Source organism: Desulfonatronovibrio magnus (assembly GCF_000934755.1).
GTDB classification, from domain to species: Bacteria; Desulfobacterota; Desulfovibrionia; order Desulfovibrionales; family Desulfonatronovibrionaceae; genus Desulfonatronovibrio; species Desulfonatronovibrio magnus.
Genome location: NZ_KN882175.1, coordinates 691,772 through 715,216 on the forward strand (window position 1 = coordinate 691,772; position 23,445 = coordinate 715,216).

A 23,445-nucleotide genomic window follows, 5' to 3' on the forward strand; every position below is an offset into this window, starting at 1 on the left:
AACTATCTCCTTTTAAGAAACCTTTTAGCTACCAGTTTGGCAATATAGCTGTGTTCAGGACAACGCAGCAGTTTAAAGTCCCTGAAATGCCTGAATATGGCCACACGATCACCCGGCTTGATTCTAAAACCTGTCTGTCCGTCAATTGTCATATGCACATCAGGATGATCTCCATGAATTCCAGCATAGAGCCTGCTGTCAGATGGAAGTATCAAAGGCTTGAAGTCATGCAGAAATGGACATATGGGTGTTATGATAACTGCTTCCATTTCAGGATGTACCAGAGGGCCTCCTGCAGAAACAGAGTAGGCTGTTGAGCCTGTAGGTGTGGCGACAATAAGCCCATCAGCCCGGATATGCTGCTCCGCGCCTCCTGGAAGAGTCAGATTAATGCAGACCAGACGGGCCAGACGTCCCCTGTTGATTACGACCTCGTTAATGGCTGTCCCGCTGTGGATGATTGATTTGTCCCTGACCACCTCATAAGCAAGTACACACCTTTTTGATACCTGAACAGGGGTAGCCAGCAAGCCGCTCAACTGTTCCCTCCAGGAATGTGGAGAAATATCAGCCATAAACCCTACTACGCCAAGGTTGACACCCAGAAAAGGGATATTTTGATCAAGCAGCAACCTGGCCTGGCTCAAAATTGTGCCGTCTCCCCCAAGAATGATGATCAAGTCAGAAAGTGGGATGCATGGATCATCTTCAAGACCTTGTAAAGACTTGGAGGGCAAGTGAACTTTAATGCCCTGAGCCTCTAACCAGGACTTCATTTTCAGGGACAAAGCAAAAGCTTTCCTGCTTCTGTTTTTAGTGATAAGAATAACTGAATTAATACTCATAGCTCTCGGAAATCAAGTTTAGTGGACAGATTCAAGCAGCGTTCCTGCAAAATTACCCTCGGGGCAGCAACTTGTTTATCCAAGAAACGGTCTTGACTCAAGGATTAGTTTTGCAATGCCGCCAATGGCCTTGATGGAAGGATTGGGAGCTTTTCGAAAGGAACATGACACTGAAGCAATGCCTGTAGCTTGATACCCTTATGAAGCTTTTGCCGCCGGGATATTTTAACTGCCTGAACCCTTCCACGGCACAAGTCCCTGCGTCACATCCAAATGTCAAAATCTGAAATATTACGAAAATTATTTTTTCAAAAATAATCTAAAGTTTTTGAGTAAAACAACCGATTCAGTCTGTAGAAGAGGTGAATAATGACCATTAATCCTGTTTTAGTAAAAAAAGTGCTCAACACTTATGACCGTCATCTGGTCAATGGACGCAGGCTCGCGCGCCTGTCAAGATACCTGCGTGGAGCTGAAGCACTGGAACAGGATACTACTTCAAGAGAATCCAAAAGGAGAAAATTAGTGGAGAGAGTGGCCAGGGAAATTATTGAGAACCTTATTACTTCCGACAGCAGAAATCCCATGGTTGACGAAATAAAGGAGGCATTAAGCCAGGAACTCAATACCGAACTTATATTTCACTATCCTCCTTCCGGGGAAGAAATGAAAATCATGGTTCCAGGACCGCATGGCCCTGAAGAATTAGGACCAGAACAAAGAGAAAAGGTTTTGGGCAAGCTATGGCAGATGACTTTAAACAAAGTAAACTCAACTATGCTGTAATCAGTGATCAATTTTTTCTATCAGATAATACCCTTGTATCCCTGGCCGCCCGGGTAAAGCGCTTCTAAGCAACTAAAACCAAATTACCAACAAAATCAGACGTTTATAATTTTCACAATTTTAAGATTTTTACATATGATTGATTCTCAATTACCAGAAAAGTTCCGTCAAAGATGAGAGCTTTACGCCTGGCACCGGGACTGTCCCTCGCTGTGTAAATTTTATCATTAAAGCAAATTTCTTCCAGGAACCAATGCAGCATCAATCTTTTTTAAAGTACCTCGCGGGGACTGTCCCAATTTTCAGAATAGTGACAGATTCGTAAAGTTACTCACACGTTCGGTCCCGGGCCGCCCGGGTGAGGAGCTTATAAATAAAACAAATATACGCTGGAATACTCACAAGCCATCCTTGACAACAGGCATGTTATTTGCTTAATTTTTTTTTGAAATAATTCAGCTTTTCCAGCATCAGGACACTTAAGCTCATCAGCTTTTGTCCGATATAATATTTAAGCGCGACGAATTCAAACATTGGAGGGCCCAATGGAAATAAAAGGATTGATTACAGGGCTGCAGTCTTATGAGCAGTCCAGAATAAACAAGGATAAGGGCCGGGGTAGTCCAGGCACTGGAGCGCCCCGATCATCCTCAGACAGAGTTTCTTTGTCTCAGGACGCGAAACTATTCCGAACCGGACTTGAGCAGGCCATGAAAGCTGATGACGTAAGAGCAGACAGAGTTGAAGAACTCAAGGCAAGAGTCAAAGACGGTACTTATGAGCCTGACTCCAGAAGAATTGCCGAAAAAATGATTCGTGAAGACATGGATACCTGGTTTCAGAGATCCTGATCCACACCCTTAGCATCTTCTCTCAACTCTGCCAGAACTATTCTTGACTTCATGCTTAGATCATTCTGAGGCACCTGCATTCCAATTCTTTTCACAGTATTTATTACTATAGGCCCACTCATATTAAGGGTTGTCTCTTCGGGACAGCCTTGAGGGATGGTCACTGTGACCATGATAGCCAGCTCGCTGCTTCTCGGGGATTTAAGGACCCTTTCTTCAGTATTGCCAAGATAAACCTGGTAATCTGTAACAAAACAGAAAGGGTCTGCCACGAGAAGACTGAACCGCGAGTTGTTCAAGTTCTGCAGTATATAAAAAGGCGAATCAGGCTTTATCTGAAGCAGCACAAAATCCTTGACCCTTTCCATCCCTATCAGTCCACGCGGAAAAAAGATAGCTTTGTCAGGGCTTATAATAATCCTGCCCAGTTTGGAATTTATTTCTTTCTGCTTTGTCTTGTCCATAAATTTGCCGCTGCTACGAGGTCCTCAGCGCATGACTGAATGGCCATCTCGTTTTCCTGTTGAATATTTCTGAAAACTTCTTCCCGGTACACAGACATATCGTCCGGCACCTCAATGCCCACCTTGACCTGTTTCCCCTTCACTCCCAAGATGGATATGATTATATCGTCGCCAAGATGGATACTCTCCCCTGTGCGACGCGACAGTATGAGCATTTTATGTTGTAATTCCTTGTTTGTTGGTGAAAAACCATAGAAGCTTCTGAGCAACTTCAAAAAAACTGGACCCCGGATCAAGTCCGGGGTGACGGTTAAAGCAAACTATTACTATTTGTCTTCATTCCGGCGAAAGACGGAATCCAGATTTTTTCTTGTTCCCAGACTCCAGCCTGGGAACAAGGGGTATCAGTTACTCACAAGTTCGGTCCCAGCCAGCCCGGGTGAGGCGCTACTAAATATGATTGACCAGATTCATACGCATGATGTTGGATGAAGATCTAAGAACTGCCTCGTAGACAATCTGCTGATTGGCAAGCTTGGTCATAAGCTCTGCCACATCAACATCTTCGACCTTGCTCATCCTTTCTTTTTCATTCAGAACCAGCCCGGACAATACCGACTCGGAAATATTGAGACGGTTTTCCCTGGCTCCGATGCTGGCCAGCTGATTGTTCACATTCTTCAAACTTTCATCCAGGTTTTCTAAGGCTCTGGATATTCCGTCCTGATTGTTAGTCTCAAGATAGCCAATAAGTTCACCCATGGTTTCAAAGACGTTACCCGGTCCTTCAATGCCTGGTGAATAAAAATTATCTCCTGGCTTCTTATAGATACCTCCAAATACATCCTTACCTATGCTGTTGACCTGCAAAGATTCATTGGCAGATATTTCAAAATTAATTGCAGCCCGATGGGGACGGATGAGAATTTGGTCGTTTGGATTTAAACTATTTTTTGTTGGATCGGCTGGATCTATATTATTAATTTCAAGACGACCTCCGGGCACAAGGAACCTTACCCGCTCAGTTGTTGTATCTATTAGCGTTGTGTTACCAGTATTCCAACTGGATCCTCCATCAAGACTATAAGAATACTCAACTTCGTTTGGTGTGCCTGTATTGGTATCATCTATCCTGATGGTGACATCCTTATCAAAAACACCGGATACTGACACATCAGCGTTACTAATATCCTGAGCATAAAGCGAAGTTATATTCTCATCTTCATCATCGCCGTTATATTTGGCAGTTGGCCTGACCCAAAGCCAGGTTCCTGAAGTGTCGTTGGTATCGTTGGGGTCATTGGCCTGAACTGTATGTCCGCTGGGAAAACCCACCGTAATTCCATTTAAATCAATCTGTGAGTCTCCAACATTTAACCTGCCTGTATTCCAGGTTTTACCTCCATCCGCAGAGTACCTGTAATCAATCTCATCTCCGAGGTTTACAGGAGGAATATCCCCATCATCTAAAAATTGCACCACAATAGTACCTGTTGACTTCCCGGTAACTGAAAAGTTTACCGGCAAATCCTGGTTGCTGCTTAAGGTCATGGCATGCTCAAAAGCAGGCCCGTCAACTTTATGACCCCCAAAAATACTTTTCCCCTCGTATCTGGTATTGGAAAGGTTAACCATCTGATCCATGAGTTGCCTGGCCTCATAGGACAGTATCTCTCTCTGATCTGCGTTAAGGGTGCCCGTAGAAGCCTGTTCAGCGATCTCCTTAGACCTGATTAGTACATTATTGGCCTGCATCAGGGTTTCATCAGCAAGCCCAAGCCAGCCTTTGGCGGTATCAATGTTGGACTTATACTGTTCGAGCGCCTTTATGGAATCACGGTAGCTGAGAATTCTGGACATGCCTATGGCGTCGTCAGAAGGCTTATTAACCCTTTTCTGACTTGAGGCCTGCATATTCAACTGCATGAGCTGATATGAAGACTTGTTCATATTAGTCACGAAGTTGTTGAAAAGCATACTCTGTGATACACGCATGGCTTTATTTCCTCATAGATTTATCAGTTCTTCATGCCCAGCAATACCTGAAGCATTCTGTCTGCTGTTGTTATCAGCTTTGCAGCTGCCTGATATGAATTCTGATACTTTATCAAGTCGCTCATTTCTTCATCCATATTCACGCCGGATATTTCTTCCTGTCTGCGATTAAGATCATTGGTCAAGGCTTTGTTGTAATCAGCACTGAATTTTGTCATACTTGTATCAGCACCCACATTTCCCACCAGTGAGTTGTAATAATCCTGAATACTTTGTTCAGTAGTGCCCTCAAAAAAAGTACTGATGGAAACTTTTTTATGCTGAAGCCCGGCAATATCCAGTGCAGTCTTATTATCACCGGCATTGGCCTCGCCGGCTCCATTGACGTGTCCGGCGTTGATAAATGCAATATTATTTCTGGTAAAGTCGTTAGCAGCAAAAGTGCCTGCATCATGCCCTTGAAAAAAGGTATTTACGCCCAAAGCAGCCAGAAGACCTGAAGTATCGTTTCCAAAGACAAATTTGTTTCCTGCATCAGCATCAATCACAACCTTACCATTAACTTCCTGAGCAGATATTCCGTTGATGGCATTTAATGCATTTACTATATCAGTAAATGAATGCGTCTCAGGATCGAAGCCTTGACCACCACCAAAATCAAGACTCTCAGACCCTTGCAGGTCACCATTGGAATCATAAACAAAAACTGTCAGATTACCATTTTGCAGCTTATCTCTGAAAAACAGGCCGGAATTGTCTGAAGCCAGAGGAACTGTATTATTTACTACCTGATATGTACCTGTAGCACTTTGAAACATTTCCAGCCCTGCTCCCTGAGAATGGATTCTGTTGACTTCCCAGGCCAGAGTTGAAGCTGTGGCATCCAGTTTTTCTCTATACTTGCCCGCATAATGGTCCCTAAAGTTCATGTATCCTGCCAGAGAACCACCTGTAATCCTGCGCTCATTCATTTGCCCATCGCTTAAAATTTGTGGAGAAATATGCATGGCTGAAGATGTATTTTCATACCAGTAGAGCCCGCTTTTGGGGATTATTTCAAAGCGGTCACCGGTGGAAAGCGGCTGTGTAGCATTGTTAAACCATACTTCAACACCATCCACCGGCAGGATAACCCTATTGTCATAACCATTGGCTGCAAATTCACGGTCATTACCGGCATCATCTTGAAGCCAGGTTTTACCGCCGTCCAGGGACACCCTGAATGTAGCATTGGCATCAACATTACCCCCATCAACCACCTCTACTGTTATTTCGTAGCTCGAACTTCCTTTATAATCTATTTGCCCATCAAATGCAGAACCTGAAGTCAGGTTGGCAAAGGTTTTTCCGCTCTCAAAGGCAAGCTTGAAATGATTTGGTCCATCTACAAGAGTATGACCTGCCTTGGTCAGGATGGAAACATTGCCCCCTCCATTGTCAATATAGCTTATATCAATCTTCTCAGCCAGTTCTCTGACCAGCATATCTCTTTTGTCTCTCAGCTGGTTCAGATTGTTGCGGCCAGGTATCTCTCCAACACTTATTTCCTTGTTAATAGCCGTTATTTCCTTGAGGATGTCATTAACCCTGTTCACATCCTGTTCTATCAGCTTGTCCACCCCGGTTTGAAGGTTTGTCAGGTCATCATCTAACCGGTTAATGGTATTGCTCAGATTATAGGCCTTCCCCACTAAGGCGGAACGTACAAGGTTATCCTCGGGACGTCTGGAAAGATCCTGCCAGTCGCTCCAGAATTCGGCCAGGGCCTTATTAAGCCCCCCCTCCCTGCTTTCATTGAACAAAATCTCCACGTTGGAAAGATTATCCTGCAGGGTCTGCCACATCTCTCTTTCTGAAGATTTTGAGTTGTACTGCGCCTCAATAAATGAGTCAAAGTAACGATAAACCTCTTTGGCATTAACTCCTGTACCGATTTGTCCTGGCTTGTAATCAATGGCAAAGGATTCCTCAAGCCTGACAGCCTGACGTCTGTATCCGGGAGTATTGGCATTGGCAACATTATTGCCCACCACCTGCATGGCAGTCTGGTTGGCAAAAAGAGCGCTTCGCCCTGTGTGCAGCAATGAAGTCAGTCCTGGCATTACATTCTTCCTTTTAACAATCCTGTATGCTTGGATGGTTTATCATTCCATCTTCCCTGGGCAGAATAAACATTTTGCTGCCTCGGAGTAACGCTGTCGTAAAAAAAGCTGAGCATGCCCGCGCTTTGCTCGGCCAGTGCTGAAGCTATACGATTGTTTTTCATAGCCTGATGAGAACATTGTTCTTCCAAGACCTTGATGTCCTCGATTTCCTCACTGATAATCCGATTCTCTCCCTGCTCTAAGCTGTTTTTATATTCATTAAGATCAGCAAAGGAATTTTCAGTGAGAATTTTTTTAATGGCCTCTTTTTCATCCATAAGCTGACGAATTAACTCCTGAATGGAAAACTCGATGGATGATACTTGTTGCGGAGAGTTTTCCAGAAGCGCGGAAAATTCCTCTTCAAGAAGCGAATACAGCAGTCCAAGTGCCTGCTTCTGCCTGATGAGTCCTGCTTCAATCTTCATATTATCTCCTGCCTGATAGTTTTACGTAATCTACGCCTTTTCTGTGTCACTTTCCCGACCAATACTCAATCCGGCCAACAGTCTTTCTTCAATCATTCTGGGATCCCAGGCCAGATCACCCTGCCTGAGTTCAAAGTGCAAATGAGGCCCAGTTGAGCGCCCTGTATTACCTGATAATGCAATTTTCTGTCCAGAATCCACTTTATCACCTACCTGCACCAGATTATCGCTGTTATGTGCGTAAACACTCTTCCAGCCGTCAGCATGCTGGATAATAATCTTATTGCCAAAACCACCTCTTGAGTCGGAAAAAACAACCTCACCCGGCCAGCAGGCTTCTACTGGTGTGCCCTCAGGCACCGCAAAATCCATCCCTGCATGCCAGGTCTGACGTCCTGTAAATGGATCATCCCGCCATCCAAAGTCTGACGTTACACGACCGGATACAGGCCAGTTCAGTGGCGGTAAATCCTGCGCGTTCTGTTCCGGTAAAGATTCTATCTCTTCAACCTTGTCGTCTAATTCCGGAAGATCATTCAAAGGCTTGCCACCCAGGGTGTATTCTATCTGTGAGGCAAGATACTCCATACGCTGTTCCGGAGGCAGGTTCATATTCAAAATTTTATTTATTTCATCACTGTTTAAACCGGCTTTTTCTTCTGCCTGTGCATCACCTGGACCTGAAGCAGGCAAATTTTGCCTGGAGGGAAGACTTCTCATAGACACTGCTGAGTCAGCTGCAGCCTGAGCACCTGAATTTTCCAGTCTCTCCTTAAGTTGACCGTACATGAGATCTGCCAGCCCGATGCCTCCGGCCTGAGCCATCTCCATGGACATCTCCTGGTCAAACATGGACTCAAACATCTCCTGTTCCTTGCTGTGCAGATACCCCTCTCTGGGCACAGTAGCCCGCATCTGTTCCCACATCCTCTGAATAAATATTGCTTCAAACTGCAGACAGGCTTCACGCAGCTCTTTCTTCTGATCACCTCCAGCACCGAGTCGTTCCTGAAGTTTCTGCATTTCAAGATGTCTGTTGGCCTCTCGACTGTGCTCCAACTGGGATATGGCGTTATTGCTCAGCATTTGACTCATATTATATCACCTCAAGTTCTGCGTACAGCGCTCCTGCGGCCTTGATGGTCCGCAAAATTGTGATGAGATCCCGCGGAGTTGCACCTACGGAATTCAAACCATCCACCAATTCATTAATTGTTGCCCCCTCTACAATTACAAGAGGGTTTGCGTCTTCTTCTACAGCTATGTCAGTACTGGGAACAACCACTGGACCTGCGTCTGTAAAAGGCTCAGGCATGAAAACCTGTGGCTGTTCTCTGATGATTACGCTCATATCACCGTGTGAGACAGCAACCCTGGATATCTTGACATTTTCACCAATGACAACAGTTCCGGTTTTTTCGTCCACCACAACCCTGGCCGGACTGTCCGGACTGACCTGAATATTTTCCAGAGCAGCCATAAATGGAATCAGATTTCCCCTGAACTCATCTGGAATATCCACTCTGATACTGGAAATATCCTGTGCAAATGCTCTGTTTGCTCCAAAATTGGAGTTAATGCTTTCAGCAACCTGGGCAGTAGTAGAAAAATCCTGTTCATTAAGATTTATGGTAACATACTCCTGAGCATTGAAATTATACGGTACATGCCTTTCCACCATGGCACCGTTGGGAATACGCCCCACAGTGGTAATATTTGTGGTTATCTGGGCTGCCTGGCCTTCCACGGAAAAACCACCAAGGGTCAGGGGGCCCTGAGCCAAAGCATAAATGTTACCGTCAATCCCCTTAAGAGGAGTCTGAATAAGCACCCCGCCCTGCAGACTGCGGGCATCACCAATGGATGAAACAGTCACATCCAGCTTGGAACCGGGCTTTGCAGAAGCCGGCATATCAGCAGTTACAATGACTGCAGCCACATTTCTGACCTGCAGCGCAGATTCATCCACACTGACTCCCATACCTTCAAGCATGTTGACCATGGATCTAATGGTAAATGGTGCGCCGCGATTATCACCTGTGCCTGTCAGGCCCACTATCAGGCCATATCCTACCAGCTGGTTGGTTCGCACCCCGCCAAAAGTGGCAATATCTTTGAGCCTTACGGCATTAGCGTCCATTGCCAGCAGCAAAACTGCAAGGACTATCATTATTGGCATCTGGATGATCATTCTGTGTAGTTTTTGCATGGTAACACCTTAATCTGAGTAACTGTTTAGTGCAAATCGGCACTCCAAAAGCATTGCTGATGACTAAAACGGCCATACCCGATCCAGCAGTCTGGCCAGCCAGCCAGGTTTTTGTTTGTCAGCCAGAATTCCCTGACCAAAAACTTCAATATGTGCGTCTGCAAGATGAGTGGACATAATGGAATTATCAGAGCTCACATCCCTTGATCTTGCCAGTCCTCTAACCACTATAATCTGGTTTTCTCCGTTAACTTTGATATTTCTGGCCCCTTCTATCTGCAGTACGCCATTATCCATAACCCGGACAACCCTGGCGGAAATGCTTGCAGAAACAGTGCTGTTTCTTGTGGTGCTTCCAGTACCCTCAAACTCGCTTGTAGAATTGGCCTGGACCATGGGTGTATTGCCCACTGCCCCGCTTGGCCCGAGACCGGGAAGCAATCCGCCTGTGGCAGTATTTAATGGCAGGGCATTCATATTGTTTTGTCCAAACAGACTGTTTACACCAAGATTTATGCTTGACTCCCTGTCAGCTGTAGTTGTTGCCCTGTTACTGGCACTGGACTGTTCCACAACATGCACCACAACAAGATCGCCCACCTGTCTGGCCCTGTTGTCGCTGAACAGAAATTCAGCCCTGTTCTGGTTGAACAGAGAAGGGCTATCCATGTGTACATTCTCTAAGGAGTCAATATAGGGTTCTGGAGCATAAGAAGGCATAGGTGTTGGTTTCTGCTGAACTGGAGCACAAGCTGCCAGTATTCCTGCCACAGTCATTGTTATGAAAACTTTTAATATGTTCATCTCAACCTCTTTTGGTTATTATTTACTGCGGTTTTTTTACCCATGCCCAACTGAAACAAGTATTGTTGAGTTGGAGCTTAGCTGTTATTTTCAGGTTCAAGACTAAAGACTGAAGACTAAAGACTGAAGACTGAAGACTAAAGACTAAAGACTGAAGACTGAAGACTGAAGACTAAAGACTGAAGACTGAAGACTGAAGACTGAAGATTTAGGTTATTGGTCTATTTGTCTTGTCAGTATCTCACAATCTTCTTGTTATTTACTACAGTATTGAGGGGATAAGTCACTATAATCTGAGCTGACACCCTGATTATCTACCTGACCAGCACTGTCCCTCCGTCCTGAACTACCGCAATGATTTCCTTTCTGCTGCTCATATTGCGCACAGTAATAGTATCGCCGCGCCCTCCGTCCTCAAGCACCTGCACCGGTACAGACAAAGTAACGTGCTGGCCCTGGTAAACCAGGTTGACCCGATCTCCCCTGCTGACTACAGGAACTGATTCCAGAGCCCTCTGCAGAATTGGCTGGCCCTGCCCAATGGCAGACCTGACCCTCCATGGTCCTGTTCTGCCATCCCAGACATCATTGCGCAGATAAGCAAGATTTTTTCTTTCAAAGCGGACATCATCCGGATTAATGATATCCCCTCTGTTAAGTGGTCGAGAAGCACAGGCCACTGTCTGCCAGGCATCAATGAATACATTACCAGTCAATCGTCTGCTGATGGATCCATGAGCATCAATGACATTTAACCTGAAACTGACTCTACCAGGTCCTGGTTCATTGGTAGTTTCCATTTCAATACGCTCAAAAGCGTTCTCAAGATATACAGGAGCAGGGAGCCTGAAATCCCTGAACTCTATGTCTTCTGCCATACTTTGCACTCTGGGCTTTAGATAACTGACAACCATTTTTTCCAGTTCATCGCTGGAATAAACTTTTTCTCCGCGCTGGAAGGTTATCTCTCTCGGAACAATACTTGTTTCAGCCAGTCCGGAATGCACTGCCCGCAACCTTTGCACAACCTGTTCTCTGTGCAGCACGATCCTCTGCCCTGCCTGGGGGGCCCGCCACAGCTGGATATTTTTGACTTCATTCCATTTTTGACCAGCCTGATAAGACCTGGGCTCAGCGATATCCTCAAAGGTTATTACATCGCCGCTTACAGCAACATGTTCCTTTATCCAGTAATGATGACCGTTTGTTGCCAGTGCAGATCCACAATAAAATATTGAGATAACCAATATGCACAAAGTCCAGAGACTCACCGATAGTATGTTTACATCATTTTTCATGGGTTTATCCCCTTGATTAGTTTTCACCCGGAAAAGATTTCGCATGAAAACCAGTTATCTCTTCAGCTGATTCGCCATCTGAAGCATCTGATCCGAGGTCTGGATAGCCTTGGAGTTGATTTCATAAGCTCTTTGACCAATAATCATATTTACCATTTCCTCTACAAGTTCCACGTTGGACATCTCAAGAACACCCTGGGCCAGAGTGCCGAAATTATTTTCACCTGGTACACCTTCCACAGGCGGTCCTGAAGCATCGGTATCAACGTAAAGGTTACGTCCAGTACTCTTAAGACCGGCTGGATTGATAAAATCAAATATTGGAATATCCATACCCGCCAGCTCGTCACCACTTGCATCCATGCAGGATAGTCGTCCCTGTTCTGTAACCACAATATTTACTGTATCCTGGGGGACATTAAATTCAGGCTGCAGAGGATAACCATTGGCTGTCACAATTCTTCCGTCCTGATCGAGCTTGAAAGCGCCTGCTCTGGTATATTTGAGCTCATCATTGGCCATGACTTGAAAAAATCCATCGCCTTCAATGGTCAAATCCAGTGGATTATCAGTTCGCTGATAGTCTCCCTGGGTAAAAAACTTATGTACTGTCAGAGGTCTGACACCCATACCCACCTGCATGCCTGTGGGAATTCTGTCACCTGTCAGATTTTCCGTACCCGCGATTTTAAGATTCTGATAGACCAGATCCTCAAATTCAGCCCTGCTCTTTTTAAAAGCAGTTGTATTGACGTTAGCCAGATTATTGGCTGTGACATCAATATTCATCTGCTGGGCAGCCATACCTGAAGCCGCAGTCCATAGTGAGCGCATCATAGTATCTTCTCCTGAGCCGTTATATGATTTTCTTTATTTTTTTAGCTACTGTTTCAGTCATTGGCATTAGTCACTACTTCCAGTCAGCGGGGGTTGGCATATGCGGCACCCACCTGAGTTATGGTCCGCAGCTGAGACTAATGCTTTTCATATGGCATTATCTGGTTGTGCCCACATCCCTGATGAGCTGCTGGTCTTTTTCATGAGTGGTTGTGATAATCTTTTGCAGAGCCTCAAAATTGCGCATGGTGGCAATCATATTGACCATCTCATATACTACTTCAACATTGGAATCCTCAAGAAAGCCCTGCTGCACCAGGGCATTTTCTGCTGCCATGGGCTCCACACCGGAATCTTCTTTTATGCGAAACAATTGACGACCCATTTTTTCCAAGCCGTTTAAATCATCAAAGGTTGTCAAATTTATAACATCAACAGCTTCACCGTCTGCTGTAACTAAGCCGTCATTGGTGATTACTATGTCAGTGGCGTCTTCAGGGAGTATTATCGGGCCATCTTCTCCAAGCAGTTGAAACCTTTGCGCGGTAATCATGGCCCCTGTATCAGGATCCCGATAAAATGCGCCGTTCCTGGTATAGGCTACCTCTCCTTCAGGCGTTTCAACCTCAAAAAATCCCTCTCCTGATATTGCCAGGTCTAACTGATTTCCCGTCTGTTTAAGCCCGCCTTCCTCAAAAACAAGATGAGTAGGGCTGGCTCTGGTCTGGCTTCTAAGCTTGGCTTCAGGCCATAAAATTCTGTTTTCAAGACTGTCATTGGGATCTGCATAGTCTGAAGCAAATCTGGTAAACACATCTTCAAACGCCAGATTTTCACGCTTATATCCGGTGGTATTTACATTGGCCAGATTATTGGAAATAACATTCATTCTGGCTTCCTGAGTCATGGCCCCAAAAAATGCTGTGTACATGCTGTCGCGCATAAAAATAATCCTCCTGCCTCTTTACAAGCAAATTACAGGCCAATGCCTCAACGGCAGACTGTACGCTCAACCCGGCAGCAAATATATCCTGCCCCAACCCCCTGTCCCCTGATCTCTGACTTCCGACCTCTGACCTCTGCCCTCTGACTTCTGACCCCTGATTCCTGATCTCTGATCTCTGACTTCTGATATCTGATATCTGATTTCCGACCCCTGCCCCCCTTCACACATGGCAATGTTTTGACAATATGCCGACTGATATACTATTACACCAAGCTCAAGCCAAAGGAGGGCATTTATCACATATGGATACTGCAAAAAAAATCTTAGTCGCTTTTTTTATGATTTGTTTATTCTGGGGAGGAGGTATTATGTCAGTCGGCAAAATTCATTCCAACGAAATCATCACTTTACCTGAACCGGTTAGAGACGGGTCAATGAGTGTGGAAAAAACTTTGGAAACAAGGAGATCTTTAAGAAATTTCAGTCAGGAAAACCTGACTATGGAACAGGTGGGACAAATGCTCTGGGCAGCTCAGGGAATTACTGATACCCGCAGAAAATTCAGAACAGCCCCGTCAGCAGGAGCTACCTTTCCACTGGATATTTATCTTGTCTCCGGCAATGTGGAGGACCTGGAGCCTGGTGTTTACAGATATAACCCTGAATCACACTCCATCAGCAAAACCATGGACGGAGACAGACGAGACAATCTTTACTCTTCAGCCCTTCGTCAGGGAGCTGTCAGACAAGCCCCGGCATCCATCATTATTGCTGCAGAGTTTCAAAGGACTACCAGCGCTTATGGAGAACGCGGCCGGCAATATGTATATATGGAGGTTGGGCATGCAGGGCAGAATATCCATCTGCAGGCAGAGGCTCTAAGACTGGGAACAGTGGTCATTGGTGCATTTGACGAGAAAAATGTCGGCAGGGTGCTTGGTCTGCCCAAAGAGACAATTGCTTTATATATCATGCCCTTTGGTAAACCACGCTGAAAATTTTTCCCAGCAGCAATCAGCCCCGAAATCAGGTCCGGGGCTGATTATCAGTCACATTTCTGATGAGGGGAAATGCCTCACATCTCAGGTGGTCTTTTTGATAAACTCATCCACAGGCAAGGCTGGCAGACTCAGCAATTGAACAGATCCTCTGGATCCCAGTTCAACAGACATCTTCATAATAGTCTCATTGTCAGGGGCTTCAACTATGTTCACAAAGTCATACTCACCCATAACAGCAAACTGCTGTTGTACTTTAACGCCCATGTCTTCAAGCTCTTTATTGACCTCCATGACACGCTCAGGCTTTTTTTTGAGAGTTTTTCTTCCTTCATCAGTCAGCTTGCTCAAAATTACATAATAAGCCATTTGATCCTCCCTTGTTACAGTTAAAAAAATTATAGCAAAGCAACAGGCCAGGATCTTTGTCCCGGCCATACCTCACACATTTCACTTCCTCACTTCGCTGATCAAGCCTGAAAGTTCAGCAGCAGCTTCTTTAGGTGACGGCGCTGAACAGATAGCTGATACAAGAGCGACCCCATCCATGCCTGTGCTCATAATCTCCCTGATATTTGACTGGTTGATACCACCTATGGTGATCAGAGGCTTTTGAGTCATTTTTCTGGCAGCCTGCAGACCTGACAACCCAAAAGGCTCTGTGGTGTCAGTTTTGGTGGGAGTTGGATATACAGGGCTCAAGCTCAGATATGTTGCTCCCTGCTGTTCAGCTTCCTTGATCTGCTCGTAAGTATTAATGGACACTCCCACTATTTTGTCCGGGCCAAGCATTGTCCGAACAATATGACAGGGCAGGTCTGACTGTCCTACGTGCACTCCCTCAGCATCCACAGCCAGGGCTACGTCAACCCGGTCATTTATAATCAGTGGCGTTTGTGTTTTAGAAAGCCTGGATTTCAGGGCCCGGGCCATGTCGTAAAATGCCTTTGTTTCTGATGACTTTTCACGGATCTGGACAATGCTGACTCCACCGGCAACAGCCTCCATGACTACATCTACAAGGTCACGGCCCATGCTGAGCCCCTGATCAGTGACCAGGTACAAAGAATAGTCAATAATTTTTAACATGTTTTTATATTTTCTGCGCCTCGCTGATTATCGCTCTCATAAAAGCTGGCAAATCATCAGGGGTACGGCTTGTTATAAGGTTTCTGTCTATGACCACTTCCTCATCAACCCAGGTCGCTCCTGCATGTTCAAGATCATCTTTTATGGCAATAAATGAAGTAACCCTGGCTCCCTTGAGGATTTTGGCCGAAGCAGGCATCCAGCCCGCATGGCAGATAGCTGCAACGATTTTGCCCTGTTCATACATGTTTTTAACCAGCTCAACCATGGGCTTGTTGCGCCGCATATGATCCGGAGCGTAGCCCCCGGGGATCACCAGAATGGAATAGTCTGCAGCGTTTACGTCTGCCGAGGCCAGATCAGCTTTGGCTGAAGTACCCTCTTTGCCAGGATAAACCTTACCGGCCTCCGGGCCTACAACATAAGTTTCTGCCCCTGCCTCACGCAATCTGTACAAAGGATATATGAATTCGTAATCATTGTACATCTGTTCTACAAGAACAATGGCTTTTTTTCCTTTCAGTTCCATATCAAAACTCCTTACGGTTATAAATGATTAGTGGCTTACCGCTTCAATCCTGAAGCCAAAAACAACAGATTTTGAACCACAAAGATACGATGGACACCCACGTTACCCCCCCAGAGTGTATCCGGTTAAACAACTCTGAAAGCGTTTTTGCGCAGCAGAGTTTAGTTGCGGGCAAAATACGACAAACAGCAGAAAATACTTAGGAATTCAGCTTAAAGGCTGTTTCAGCAACCCTTATACCCAGCTTGGCCCCGTTTTCCATGGCTTTTTCATCAGGCTCCTTTACGCAGGCTGTTCCATAGTGACCTGTAGCACTCATGGGATCTCCCACAATAACCATCCCATAAATCATCATAACCTGAATAATGGAAAACATGGTAGTTTCTTTGCCTCCAGTAGGGTCTCCGGATGTGGCAAAGGCAGCTCCAACCTTTCCCTCCATTTTCTTTCTAAGACTGATAAAATCGTCAAAAACTTTCTTCAATTCAGCTGCCATCAGACCGAAATATACAGGAGAACCTGCAATCACTCCTGATGCATTGAGAAAGTCATCTTTGGTAACTTCTTCAGTATTTCTAAGTACCGCACTTGCTCCCTCCACCGAGTCAACACCATTGGCAATGGCCTGGGCTAGCTTTTTTGTATTACCTGATTTGGAAAAATACAATACCAATATCTGCATTTTTATCTCCTTTGTTATCACTACAGCGACTTTTTGTGTAAATTATTGCCTCTGTCAGCGGGGACAGGCATATTTGCCGATCTGATCTCAAACCGCAAAAACAACCGGACTATCCAACGGCAAAAGAGCCCGCCGCCCCCTACCTGGTTACATAAAGTGTCGCTGTATTGTTATGTGTGGATGATCACTTCTAATCATATATCATAACTGGCACTGACATCAATAGCAATGCCCCCCCTGGCCCTGAACTTTCCTGTAACTGTCATTTTCCTGGGCCGACATTTTTGCACCAGATCATCCAAAATTCTGTTCACTACAGTTTCCATGAATGTCGGTTCCTGTCGATAGCTGAACAGATAAAACTTCAGGGATTTTGACTCAACACACTCTTTATCCGGTACATACCTGACTTCAATGGTACCATAGTCGGGTTGTCCAGTAACAGGACAAAGAGATGTAAACTCATCCGTAACCATGCTGACCTCATAGTCTCGTTCAGAAAACCTGTTGGGAAATGTTTCCAGGATATCAGGGTCAACATCAGTGGGATATTCAGAGCCAGTTTTACCAAGCAGCTGCAGATTAGATGTATCGTCTCGCACAATGAGCTCCTTCAGGAAATTTTTTTCAATACATTTTTTATAAGTTCTTTATTATCAGAAAATGTGATATTACAAAAATCACTGATTTTCTCCTGAACCTCTTGAACCTTTTTTAATTCAGGATATTCAGGAAGTCCAAATTTATCAAAATCTACAGGCTGGAAGCAGAGCTCCTGGTCATAAGTGTATTCCAGTCCAGAACCTACACTCTCACGTTTAGATGACTCGCTTACGTTTATACGTCTGGTGAAGGCCATGACATCATCAGGTCTGTTGGAGCAGTTTATATTGTCAATTTCCTTGTTCAGATCCTCTACCCATTCTTTCAGATGCAGCAAATTGCAAGTCATGACCTTTTTGCCCTTTACTTCAGGATCGTCAATATACTTTCCATGCAGGTAGTCATGTACCAGCTTTTGCAGGTCACTGTAAAATATTAGAACTGTCTTGCGATATTTGCTTTTCAAAGTCATAGCCCAGGGCAGGATGGCATCACCCGACCAATCGGCAGAAACAGCTGAATACAAACTGTCCTTCAGACCCAGTTTTGCCCAGAATGCCTTTACCATATCATTACCCGGCAAAAGATAGTTCAACCTTGATATGCTGCGCTCGACAGTCTGGGCCTTTTGCTGTAACTGTCTGATGTGTTTATCCAACAGTTCCAATTCACTATCAATTTTTCTTCTTTTGCCGAAAAAGTTATCTGCTGCCTCTTTCAGTGTTTCATCCACAATATCTTCTGAAAAGTATGTCAGCTTATTCATCAGTATTTCACCTCAATTTGAACTTAAATCCTGGTATCAGTAAACCAGTTTCTGCCAGGAATAAATGCTGTATCAATCATTTTAACGGTTCTTCGCAGGACTGTCCCAATTTCCAAATATGGGACTGTTCTTCAATGTGGAGGCGGCTTCTAACCGCCTGGAATTAAATAGCCTGCAGGATGCAGGCTCCACTTTAAAGACAGTTACTCACAGGTTCGGTCCCGGGCCCTCCTGGTGGGGAGCTTCTAAGTAACTTCAAAAAAACTGGACCCCGGATCAAGTCCGGGGTGACGGTGAAAGCAAGTTCTTACTCTTTACCGTCATTCCGGCGAAAGCCGGAATCCAGGTTTTTCGCTTGTTTCCAGGCTCCAGCCTGGGGGCACCTCTTTTTTGTGGCTCCAGCCACATTTTGAAGAAGCGGCTGGAGCCGCAAGAACTAAACGTTCCCAGGCTGGAGCCTGGAAACGAGGGGTATAAGTTACTCGCAGGTTCGGTACACAGCCCACACCCCGGGAAAAGATTCTAACTCTCATAATACATAAAGGACAACAACCATGATCCAGCACATAAACTCCCAGCGTAACAAATCATGCAGCCATGAACAAGAGAAACTCAGAGTGCTCAGAACTTGAAAAAACGTATATATCTACTGCAGGTCCTGCAATAGAAAATTCAGCGTCAATGAATTGAGCAGTTCCATGAGCGAATATCTTGAGGAATGCCTGGCCAATATACCCTGCGACCGATTTTAATGGCATTATGCTTAGTTTTGGAAAAGCCCATTTTATGCTTTCTGCAGGACAAAAAACCTGTGATAGGGATTCTCATGCGAACGAAAGGTTGAGCTCAATTTGAAGTTTTTTTTCATCACATGAACAACCTTGTCCAAACCAAAACCTTTTTTATTAATCTCCCAGAAATGCTCACCATCAAAATGATGCTCACGCACAGGCCAGGGTATGGGCACAAGGACCTCAATATTTTTCAGGCCTGGAGCCTTCAAAGTCAGCGATAAGGCCCTGGAAGCATCCGGCAGAGACAAAACAGCCCATTGCCGGGTTATCCTGTGTATTTCCTCAAGACTTTGTTCAAGATATTCAAAAGGCAAATGCTCTAATACCTGAAAGCAGGCTACCACATCAAAGCATTCGGTCCGAAGTGGTATCTGCATACATGACCCTGCAAGATCAGGCTTAAGCTTCTGATCAATGTCCATGGTCACCACTTTGAGTCCTTGAGATCTTAAAAATGCGCTGGTCTGACCGGACCCTATACCTATTTCCAGCACCCTGCCCGGAGATAGTTTTACAATTTCCCTTATCTGATACCAGTAGCTCATAAACCGCCGTTTATGATCATATCCGGCAAAATCGTATTCAGGATTATGGACTGTCTTTTTATTCTGCTGCATTTGCAGGCTCCGGTTCATATTTTGTAAAAGTTTAGACATTAGGTCTGGCTTGGGGAATGTGCCTGGGATCGGGACTGTCCCCAATTGACTTTTCATAAACGCGTGATGCTTTCGCAGTGCTCCCGTATATTACCTAATCTTCAAGATAAGTCTAAAAGGCAATAAAAAGGATCTGGTCATCATTTTTCCCAGATTGATGGTGGCAGGATGCAGAAAAAGAAAAAAATACCCTGCAAAACCATAAGAAATAAGAGTAGCCAAAGCTGCGCCGTAAACTCCCATAGAGGGAATGAGCACAAAATTAAGTGCCAGATTACTCACTGCTCCCAAGCCGTGACTGACCACAGTAAACCTTAGAAGGTTTTCTATAAGGACCCATTTGTTAAACACTTCTCGCATGAACATGAAAACACCGGCCCAGATATGTATCATCAGCACGCCTGCTGCCGGTTGATATTCCTGTCCGTAAAGCATTCCAACAAAAAAGGGAGCAGCAACAGTAACCCCGACGGCCACAAAAACAGAAAAAGCAAACAGCAGATCCAGCAGGCCCTGCACAGCCTGTTCATACTGCTTCTGCCCCTTTGCCTTGAGATCTATAAGCCTGGGATAAAAAGATAAGGCTATGACTGCTGGAATAAAGTACCAGGCCTCAGAAAGTGTTGACGCTACAGAGTAGATACCAACATCTTCAGGGCCTTTGATCCAGCGCAACATGATCTGATCCACTTTCAGATAAATCAGCCCCAAAAATCCTGAAAGGAGAAGAATCCAGGAACGACTGACAAGTTCCTTAGCCCTTTGCAGGCGCAGTCTCCAGTCCAGAATGCTGTTGCCGCGCAGCCTGTAGACCAGTACCAGTAAAATGGCTGTCAGAAAAAATTCCAGACTCCCGGCCAAAGCCAGCTCTACAAGTCCTGCCCCGAGAAAAACAAGCACAACCTTGACTAAAGCTGCTGCAGAAAAAGCACCTACCCTGGCCATAACCGTAAACCTGGATTCAACCCTGGATTGAAACCAGAAGTCTATAGTATCAAATGGCTTGAAAAAAAGAGCTGAACCAATAATGATCAGGGTCCAGAACTCACTGCCGCCTCGGTCATGGCTGAAAAAAGCCAGCCCCAGAATAATCAGAAAGGCAAAAACAGCTCCGCACATCTTCAATCCAATTGTGGAACCCAGAATGGTATTCTTGTCATCAGGGCTCTGCACAATATCCTTGACCACAAGACCACTGAGTCCGAGATAGACAAAAGATCCTAAAAAAGCGGTTACAGACAAGGCATAGCTTATAATACCAAAATCTGCAGGGCCAAGATGCCTGGCCAGCATGATGCTTACCACCAGCCCGCCACCAAGACGAATAAGCCTGTCCATGATCAGCCACACGCTGTTGGAGGCTATCTTGCGCATCCCGCCGCCAAAGGGAAGCAGGGATGAGATTTTATCCGCAATTTTTTGCATCTTGTTTCAACGCTATCTGTTGGGAGGCAAGCATTCACATGAATATATATTCATCGGCAAATAGTTTATCCAATTTATAGTAAACAAGGGACAGGCACTCCACCCCCCCACTTACAAGTAACTACATTTTTATGCCAATTATTTCAAGCTGTTATGATTTTTGGTTTTTTACTATTTTTCCTTAAGATTCACTTACAATTACCAGAAAAGTTCCGTCAAAGATGGAAACTTTGCGCATGGCACAGGGACTGTCCCTCGCTATGTAAATTTTTTCATTAAAATCGATTTTTGCCAGAAACCTATGCAGTATCAAACTTTTTAACGTTTCCTCGCGGGGACTGTCCCAATGTCCATAGAGGAGACTCATTTTCAGTTACTCGCAGGTTCGGTCCCGGGCGCGCCCCGGGTGAGGAGCTTACAAGTAACTACAATCGTTTTGTTAATAAATTCAAAGCATTATGGTTTTACGATACAGATTGCTTCGGTCGCTTAGGCTCCCTCGTGGGTGACAGGTTTTCAGCAACCACATCCCTGACAGCTCAGGTGTCATTGCGAGCGAGTCTTCGAGCGCGGCAATCTCTAACGTGTTAAGGCTGATTTTTTAGTTACTCACAGATGCGGTCCCGGGCCGTCCGGGAGGGGAGCTTAAAAGTAACCTTGAGCTCTCAAAAAATCTATTTACAAGTGTCTAATTTGTAAAGTATCCGAAAAGGCAATACAGGTCACTTCCACCCCCAACGCTTACTATGGTTCGACTGAAAAAAACTTTTGCTGAATTATTTTTTCCACAATTTTCGGGAACGAAGAACCAGGAACTGTGAACTCTCAAGTCCATTATGTTTGAACAAGAATTTCAAAACCTGCAGGACAAAATACAGGAAATAATCGAGCCTTATCAGAAAATATGCGATTCAAGGCTGAGCACGGTTTTTGATGATGGGAGCAGACTGAGCCGGATTGTGGGGTATTCTTTACATGCACCGGGCAAAAGGCTGCGCTCGGTTCTGCATATGCTTATGGTTGAGGCCCTGGGCTGTGACTTAGACAAATCCATTCCCGGAGCCTTAAGCTATGAAATGGCACACACTGCATCTCTGGTCCATGACGATATCATAGACAACGCCTCCATGCGCCGGGGCAAAGCTCCTGTCTGTACTGAATTTGGCCTCGACGCAGCCATTGTCTCCGGAGATGCCTTGTTGATCAAGGCCTTTGCCATGATTGCCGAGCTGGCAAAAACAGATATCTCGAGAAAGGACCTGCTTGAACTTATTTCCTGCACATCCCGGATGGGATTGAGAGCCTGCCAGGGGCAACTGCTGGACACTGAGCTGAGCAGCAAACTGCAGCATATAACCATAAAAGACTACCTGCGCATGATCACCCTTAAAACAGCCTCTCTCATTGAAGGTCCATGTGAAGGCGCAGCCATCATTGCCGGCAGACAAAATGTAAGAATTGAGGCCGCTCAATTTGGACGCAACCTGGGAATTGCATTTCAGATCCTGGATGATTCCAAAGATCTATTCTCCTGTGAAAGCTCCACATTAAAGGGCCGCTTCACAGACCTCATCAACAACAAACCCAATATCTACACTATCTGGGCATTGAAAAAAACCAGCCCCCGCCAGAAACAAAAACTGCAAAGCATAATGTCAGGGCCTGCCCCATGCAGCGCAGACGCAGATCATCTTTTCCAGATACTTCAGCAGTCAAAAGTAATAGACCTGACCTTCAGACTCTACCAGCATTATCTAAAAAAGGCAGGCCATGCCCTGTCATCTTTTCCGGACACAACAGGAAAAAACAGGCTGCAGCAGATACTTGCAGCCATGAGCTCCTGGCCAGGGCGAAGCTGAAGTGTCTTCAGGTCTGGAAGGTTAACACTACAGCGAAATTTTGTGTTAATTACTGCCGCGGCCACCGGGGACAGGTACTTTTGCCGACCTCAAGTCTTAAAAAACAGCCGGACTATCCAACGGCAAAAGAGCCAGTCCACTTCCATCTAAAATAAAATGTCGCTGTATTGTTTATCATTTACTTTACTTCTGGACAAAGTGACAAAAAAAGCATAAGTATTTTATAGTTAATTAACGCTTAAATCCTTTAGCAAAAAACAAGATAATTATTTGACACTGACAATAACAATAATGTCAAAAATCCTAAACCTTCAGCTTCCTGCCCCAAAAGTTTAACTCTATCCCCAACTTAACCTTCCTTGTTTCAGTTGGGTTTTGGATAAAGACCGCATTAGCTAAATAGTTACATATTCAACGCACATATGATTAACTCTGTT

General features: G+C 45.1%; 25 protein-coding genes. 5 read left to right on the forward strand and 20 right to left on the reverse strand.

The window, feature by feature from the left end; genetic code table 11:
• Positions 1-2 precede the first annotated feature (2 nt).
• The gene (locus LZ23_RS14930; RefSeq protein WP_045215297.1) at positions 3-845 is read right to left on the reverse strand and encodes an NAD(+)/NADH kinase; all 843 of its coding nucleotides are present in this window, start codon (positions 843-845) and stop codon (positions 3-5) included.
• 369 nt (positions 846-1,214) lie between these two features.
• Here LZ23_RS14930 and LZ23_RS14935 point away from each other — a divergent pair, with 369 nt between their 5' ends.
• Both LZ23_RS14935 and flgM read left to right on the forward strand, forming a co-directional pair.
• Positions 1,215-1,631, forward strand: a complete 417-nt coding sequence (locus LZ23_RS14935; RefSeq protein WP_045215298.1) for a DVU0524 family FlgM-associated protein — start codon at positions 1,215-1,217, stop codon at positions 1,629-1,631.
• Positions 1,632-2,176: 545 nt separating this feature from the next.
• Complete coding sequence (gene flgM / locus LZ23_RS14940) at positions 2,177-2,482, forward strand: flagellar biosynthesis anti-sigma factor FlgM (RefSeq protein ID WP_045215299.1); 306 nt, start codon at positions 2,177-2,179, stop codon at positions 2,480-2,482.
• Here the strand turns inward: flgM and fliW are convergent.
• The 11 genes from fliW to flgF all read right to left on the reverse strand — a co-directional run bounded on the left by fliW (position 2,470) and on the right by flgF (position 13,604).
• Positions 2,470-2,946: a flagellar assembly protein FliW gene (gene fliW / locus LZ23_RS14945; protein ID WP_045215300.1), complete on the reverse strand. Its 477-nt coding sequence runs from the start codon at positions 2,944-2,946 to the stop codon at positions 2,470-2,472. The genes flgM and fliW overlap by 13 nt on opposite strands.
• Positions 2,919-3,161 carry a carbon storage regulator CsrA gene (gene csrA, locus LZ23_RS14950; protein WP_045215301.1) on the reverse strand — a complete coding sequence of 81 codons (243 nt, stop codon included), beginning with the start codon at positions 3,159-3,161 and terminating at the stop codon, positions 2,919-2,921. The genes fliW and csrA overlap by 28 nt, the downstream gene beginning before the upstream one ends.
• Before the next feature lie 235 nt (positions 3,162-3,396).
• The gene (gene flgL, locus LZ23_RS14955; RefSeq protein ID WP_045215302.1) at positions 3,397-4,941 is read right to left on the reverse strand and encodes a flagellar hook-associated protein FlgL; all 1,545 of its coding nucleotides are present in this window, start codon (positions 4,939-4,941) and stop codon (positions 3,397-3,399) included.
• Positions 4,942-4,964: 23 nt separating this feature from the next.
• A complete protein-coding gene (flgK, locus tag LZ23_RS14960; RefSeq protein WP_045215303.1) occupies positions 4,965-7,043 on the reverse strand; it encodes a flagellar hook-associated protein FlgK in 2,079 nt (692 codons plus the stop codon).
• Entirely contained in the window at positions 7,043-7,513 is a 471-nt protein-coding gene (gene flgN, locus LZ23_RS14965) for a flagellar export chaperone FlgN (RefSeq protein ID WP_052507414.1), read from the reverse strand. The genes flgK and flgN overlap by 1 nt, the downstream gene beginning before the upstream one ends.
• Before the next feature lie 30 nt (positions 7,514-7,543).
• Positions 7,544-8,608 carry a peptidoglycan DD-metalloendopeptidase family protein gene (locus LZ23_RS14970; RefSeq protein ID WP_045215304.1) on the reverse strand — a complete coding sequence of 355 codons (1,065 nt, stop codon included), beginning with the start codon at positions 8,606-8,608 and terminating at the stop codon, positions 7,544-7,546.
• Between the two features lies 1 nt (position 8,609).
• Positions 8,610-9,722 carry a flagellar basal body P-ring protein FlgI gene (locus LZ23_RS14975; RefSeq protein WP_045215305.1) on the reverse strand — a complete coding sequence of 371 codons (1,113 nt, stop codon included), beginning with the start codon at positions 9,720-9,722 and terminating at the stop codon, positions 8,610-8,612.
• A 63-nt stretch (positions 9,723-9,785) separates the two neighbouring features.
• On the reverse strand, positions 9,786-10,526 hold the full coding sequence (locus tag LZ23_RS14980) for a flagellar basal body L-ring protein FlgH (RefSeq protein ID WP_045215306.1): 741 nt from the start codon (positions 10,524-10,526) through the stop codon (positions 9,786-9,788).
• 314 nt (positions 10,527-10,840) lie between these two features.
• Complete coding sequence (flgA, locus tag LZ23_RS14985) at positions 10,841-11,824, reverse strand: flagellar basal body P-ring formation chaperone FlgA (protein ID WP_045215307.1); 984 nt, start codon at positions 11,822-11,824, stop codon at positions 10,841-10,843.
• 54 nt (positions 11,825-11,878) lie between these two features.
• A complete protein-coding gene (gene flgG / locus LZ23_RS14990) occupies positions 11,879-12,661 on the reverse strand; it encodes a flagellar basal-body rod protein FlgG (protein ID WP_045215309.1) in 783 nt (260 codons plus the stop codon).
• 157 nt (positions 12,662-12,818) lie between these two features.
• Entirely contained in the window at positions 12,819-13,604 is a 786-nt protein-coding gene (flgF, locus tag LZ23_RS14995; protein WP_045215311.1) for a flagellar basal-body rod protein FlgF, read from the reverse strand.
• Positions 13,605-13,975: 371 nt separating this feature from the next.
• On the opposite strand from flgF, the gene LZ23_RS15005 reads away from it, so the two are divergent.
• Complete coding sequence (locus LZ23_RS15005) at positions 13,976-14,602, forward strand: SagB/ThcOx family dehydrogenase (RefSeq protein ID WP_232300505.1); 627 nt, start codon at positions 13,976-13,978, stop codon at positions 14,600-14,602.
• Between the two features lie 87 nt (positions 14,603-14,689).
• Here the strand turns inward: LZ23_RS15005 and LZ23_RS15010 are convergent, their stop codons facing one another.
• From LZ23_RS15010 to LZ23_RS15035, 6 genes are all read right to left on the reverse strand, one after another.
• On the reverse strand, positions 14,690-14,974 hold the full coding sequence (locus tag LZ23_RS15010) for a GYD domain-containing protein (protein ID WP_045215574.1): 285 nt from the start codon (positions 14,972-14,974) through the stop codon (positions 14,690-14,692).
• Positions 14,975-15,055: 81 nt separating this feature from the next.
• On the reverse strand, positions 15,056-15,694 hold the full coding sequence (thiE, locus tag LZ23_RS15015; RefSeq protein ID WP_045215315.1) for a thiamine phosphate synthase: 639 nt from the start codon (positions 15,692-15,694) through the stop codon (positions 15,056-15,058).
• Between the two features lie 4 nt (positions 15,695-15,698).
• Positions 15,699-16,223 carry a type 1 glutamine amidotransferase domain-containing protein gene (locus LZ23_RS15020; RefSeq protein WP_045215316.1) on the reverse strand — a complete coding sequence of 175 codons (525 nt, stop codon included), beginning with the start codon at positions 16,221-16,223 and terminating at the stop codon, positions 15,699-15,701.
• 199 nt (positions 16,224-16,422) lie between these two features.
• Complete coding sequence (locus tag LZ23_RS15025; protein WP_045215318.1) at positions 16,423-16,905, reverse strand: flavodoxin family protein; 483 nt, start codon at positions 16,903-16,905, stop codon at positions 16,423-16,425.
• Positions 16,906-17,099: 194 nt separating this feature from the next.
• Entirely contained in the window at positions 17,100-17,507 is a 408-nt protein-coding gene (gene queF / locus LZ23_RS15030) for a preQ(1) synthase (RefSeq protein ID WP_084591083.1), read from the reverse strand.
• A gap of 11 nt (positions 17,508-17,518) precedes the next feature.
• The gene (locus LZ23_RS15035) at positions 17,519-18,274 is read right to left on the reverse strand and encodes a hypothetical protein (RefSeq protein WP_045215320.1); all 756 of its coding nucleotides are present in this window, start codon (positions 18,272-18,274) and stop codon (positions 17,519-17,521) included.
• Between the two features lie 644 nt (positions 18,275-18,918).
• On the opposite strand from LZ23_RS15035, the gene LZ23_RS25575 reads away from it, so the two are divergent.
• Positions 18,919-19,026, forward strand: a complete 108-nt coding sequence (locus tag LZ23_RS25575) for a dual CXXC motif small (seleno)protein (protein ID WP_353740106.1) — start codon at positions 18,919-18,921, stop codon at positions 19,024-19,026.
• Between the two features lie 32 nt (positions 19,027-19,058).
• Here the strand turns inward: LZ23_RS25575 and LZ23_RS15045 are convergent, their stop codons facing one another.
• Positions 19,059-19,685: a class I SAM-dependent methyltransferase gene (locus LZ23_RS15045; protein ID WP_045215322.1), complete on the reverse strand. Its 627-nt coding sequence runs from the start codon at positions 19,683-19,685 to the stop codon at positions 19,059-19,061.
• Between the two features lie 129 nt (positions 19,686-19,814).
• On the reverse strand, positions 19,815-21,149 hold the full coding sequence (locus tag LZ23_RS15050; RefSeq protein ID WP_052507416.1) for a flippase: 1,335 nt from the start codon (positions 21,147-21,149) through the stop codon (positions 19,815-19,817).
• A gap of 836 nt (positions 21,150-21,985) precedes the next feature.
• On the opposite strand from LZ23_RS15050, the gene LZ23_RS22800 reads away from it, so the two are divergent.
• Positions 21,986-23,008 carry a polyprenyl synthetase family protein gene (locus LZ23_RS22800; protein ID WP_052507417.1) on the forward strand — a complete coding sequence of 341 codons (1,023 nt, stop codon included), beginning with the start codon at positions 21,986-21,988 and terminating at the stop codon, positions 23,006-23,008.
• The last annotated feature ends 437 nt before the right edge of the window (positions 23,009-23,445 follow it).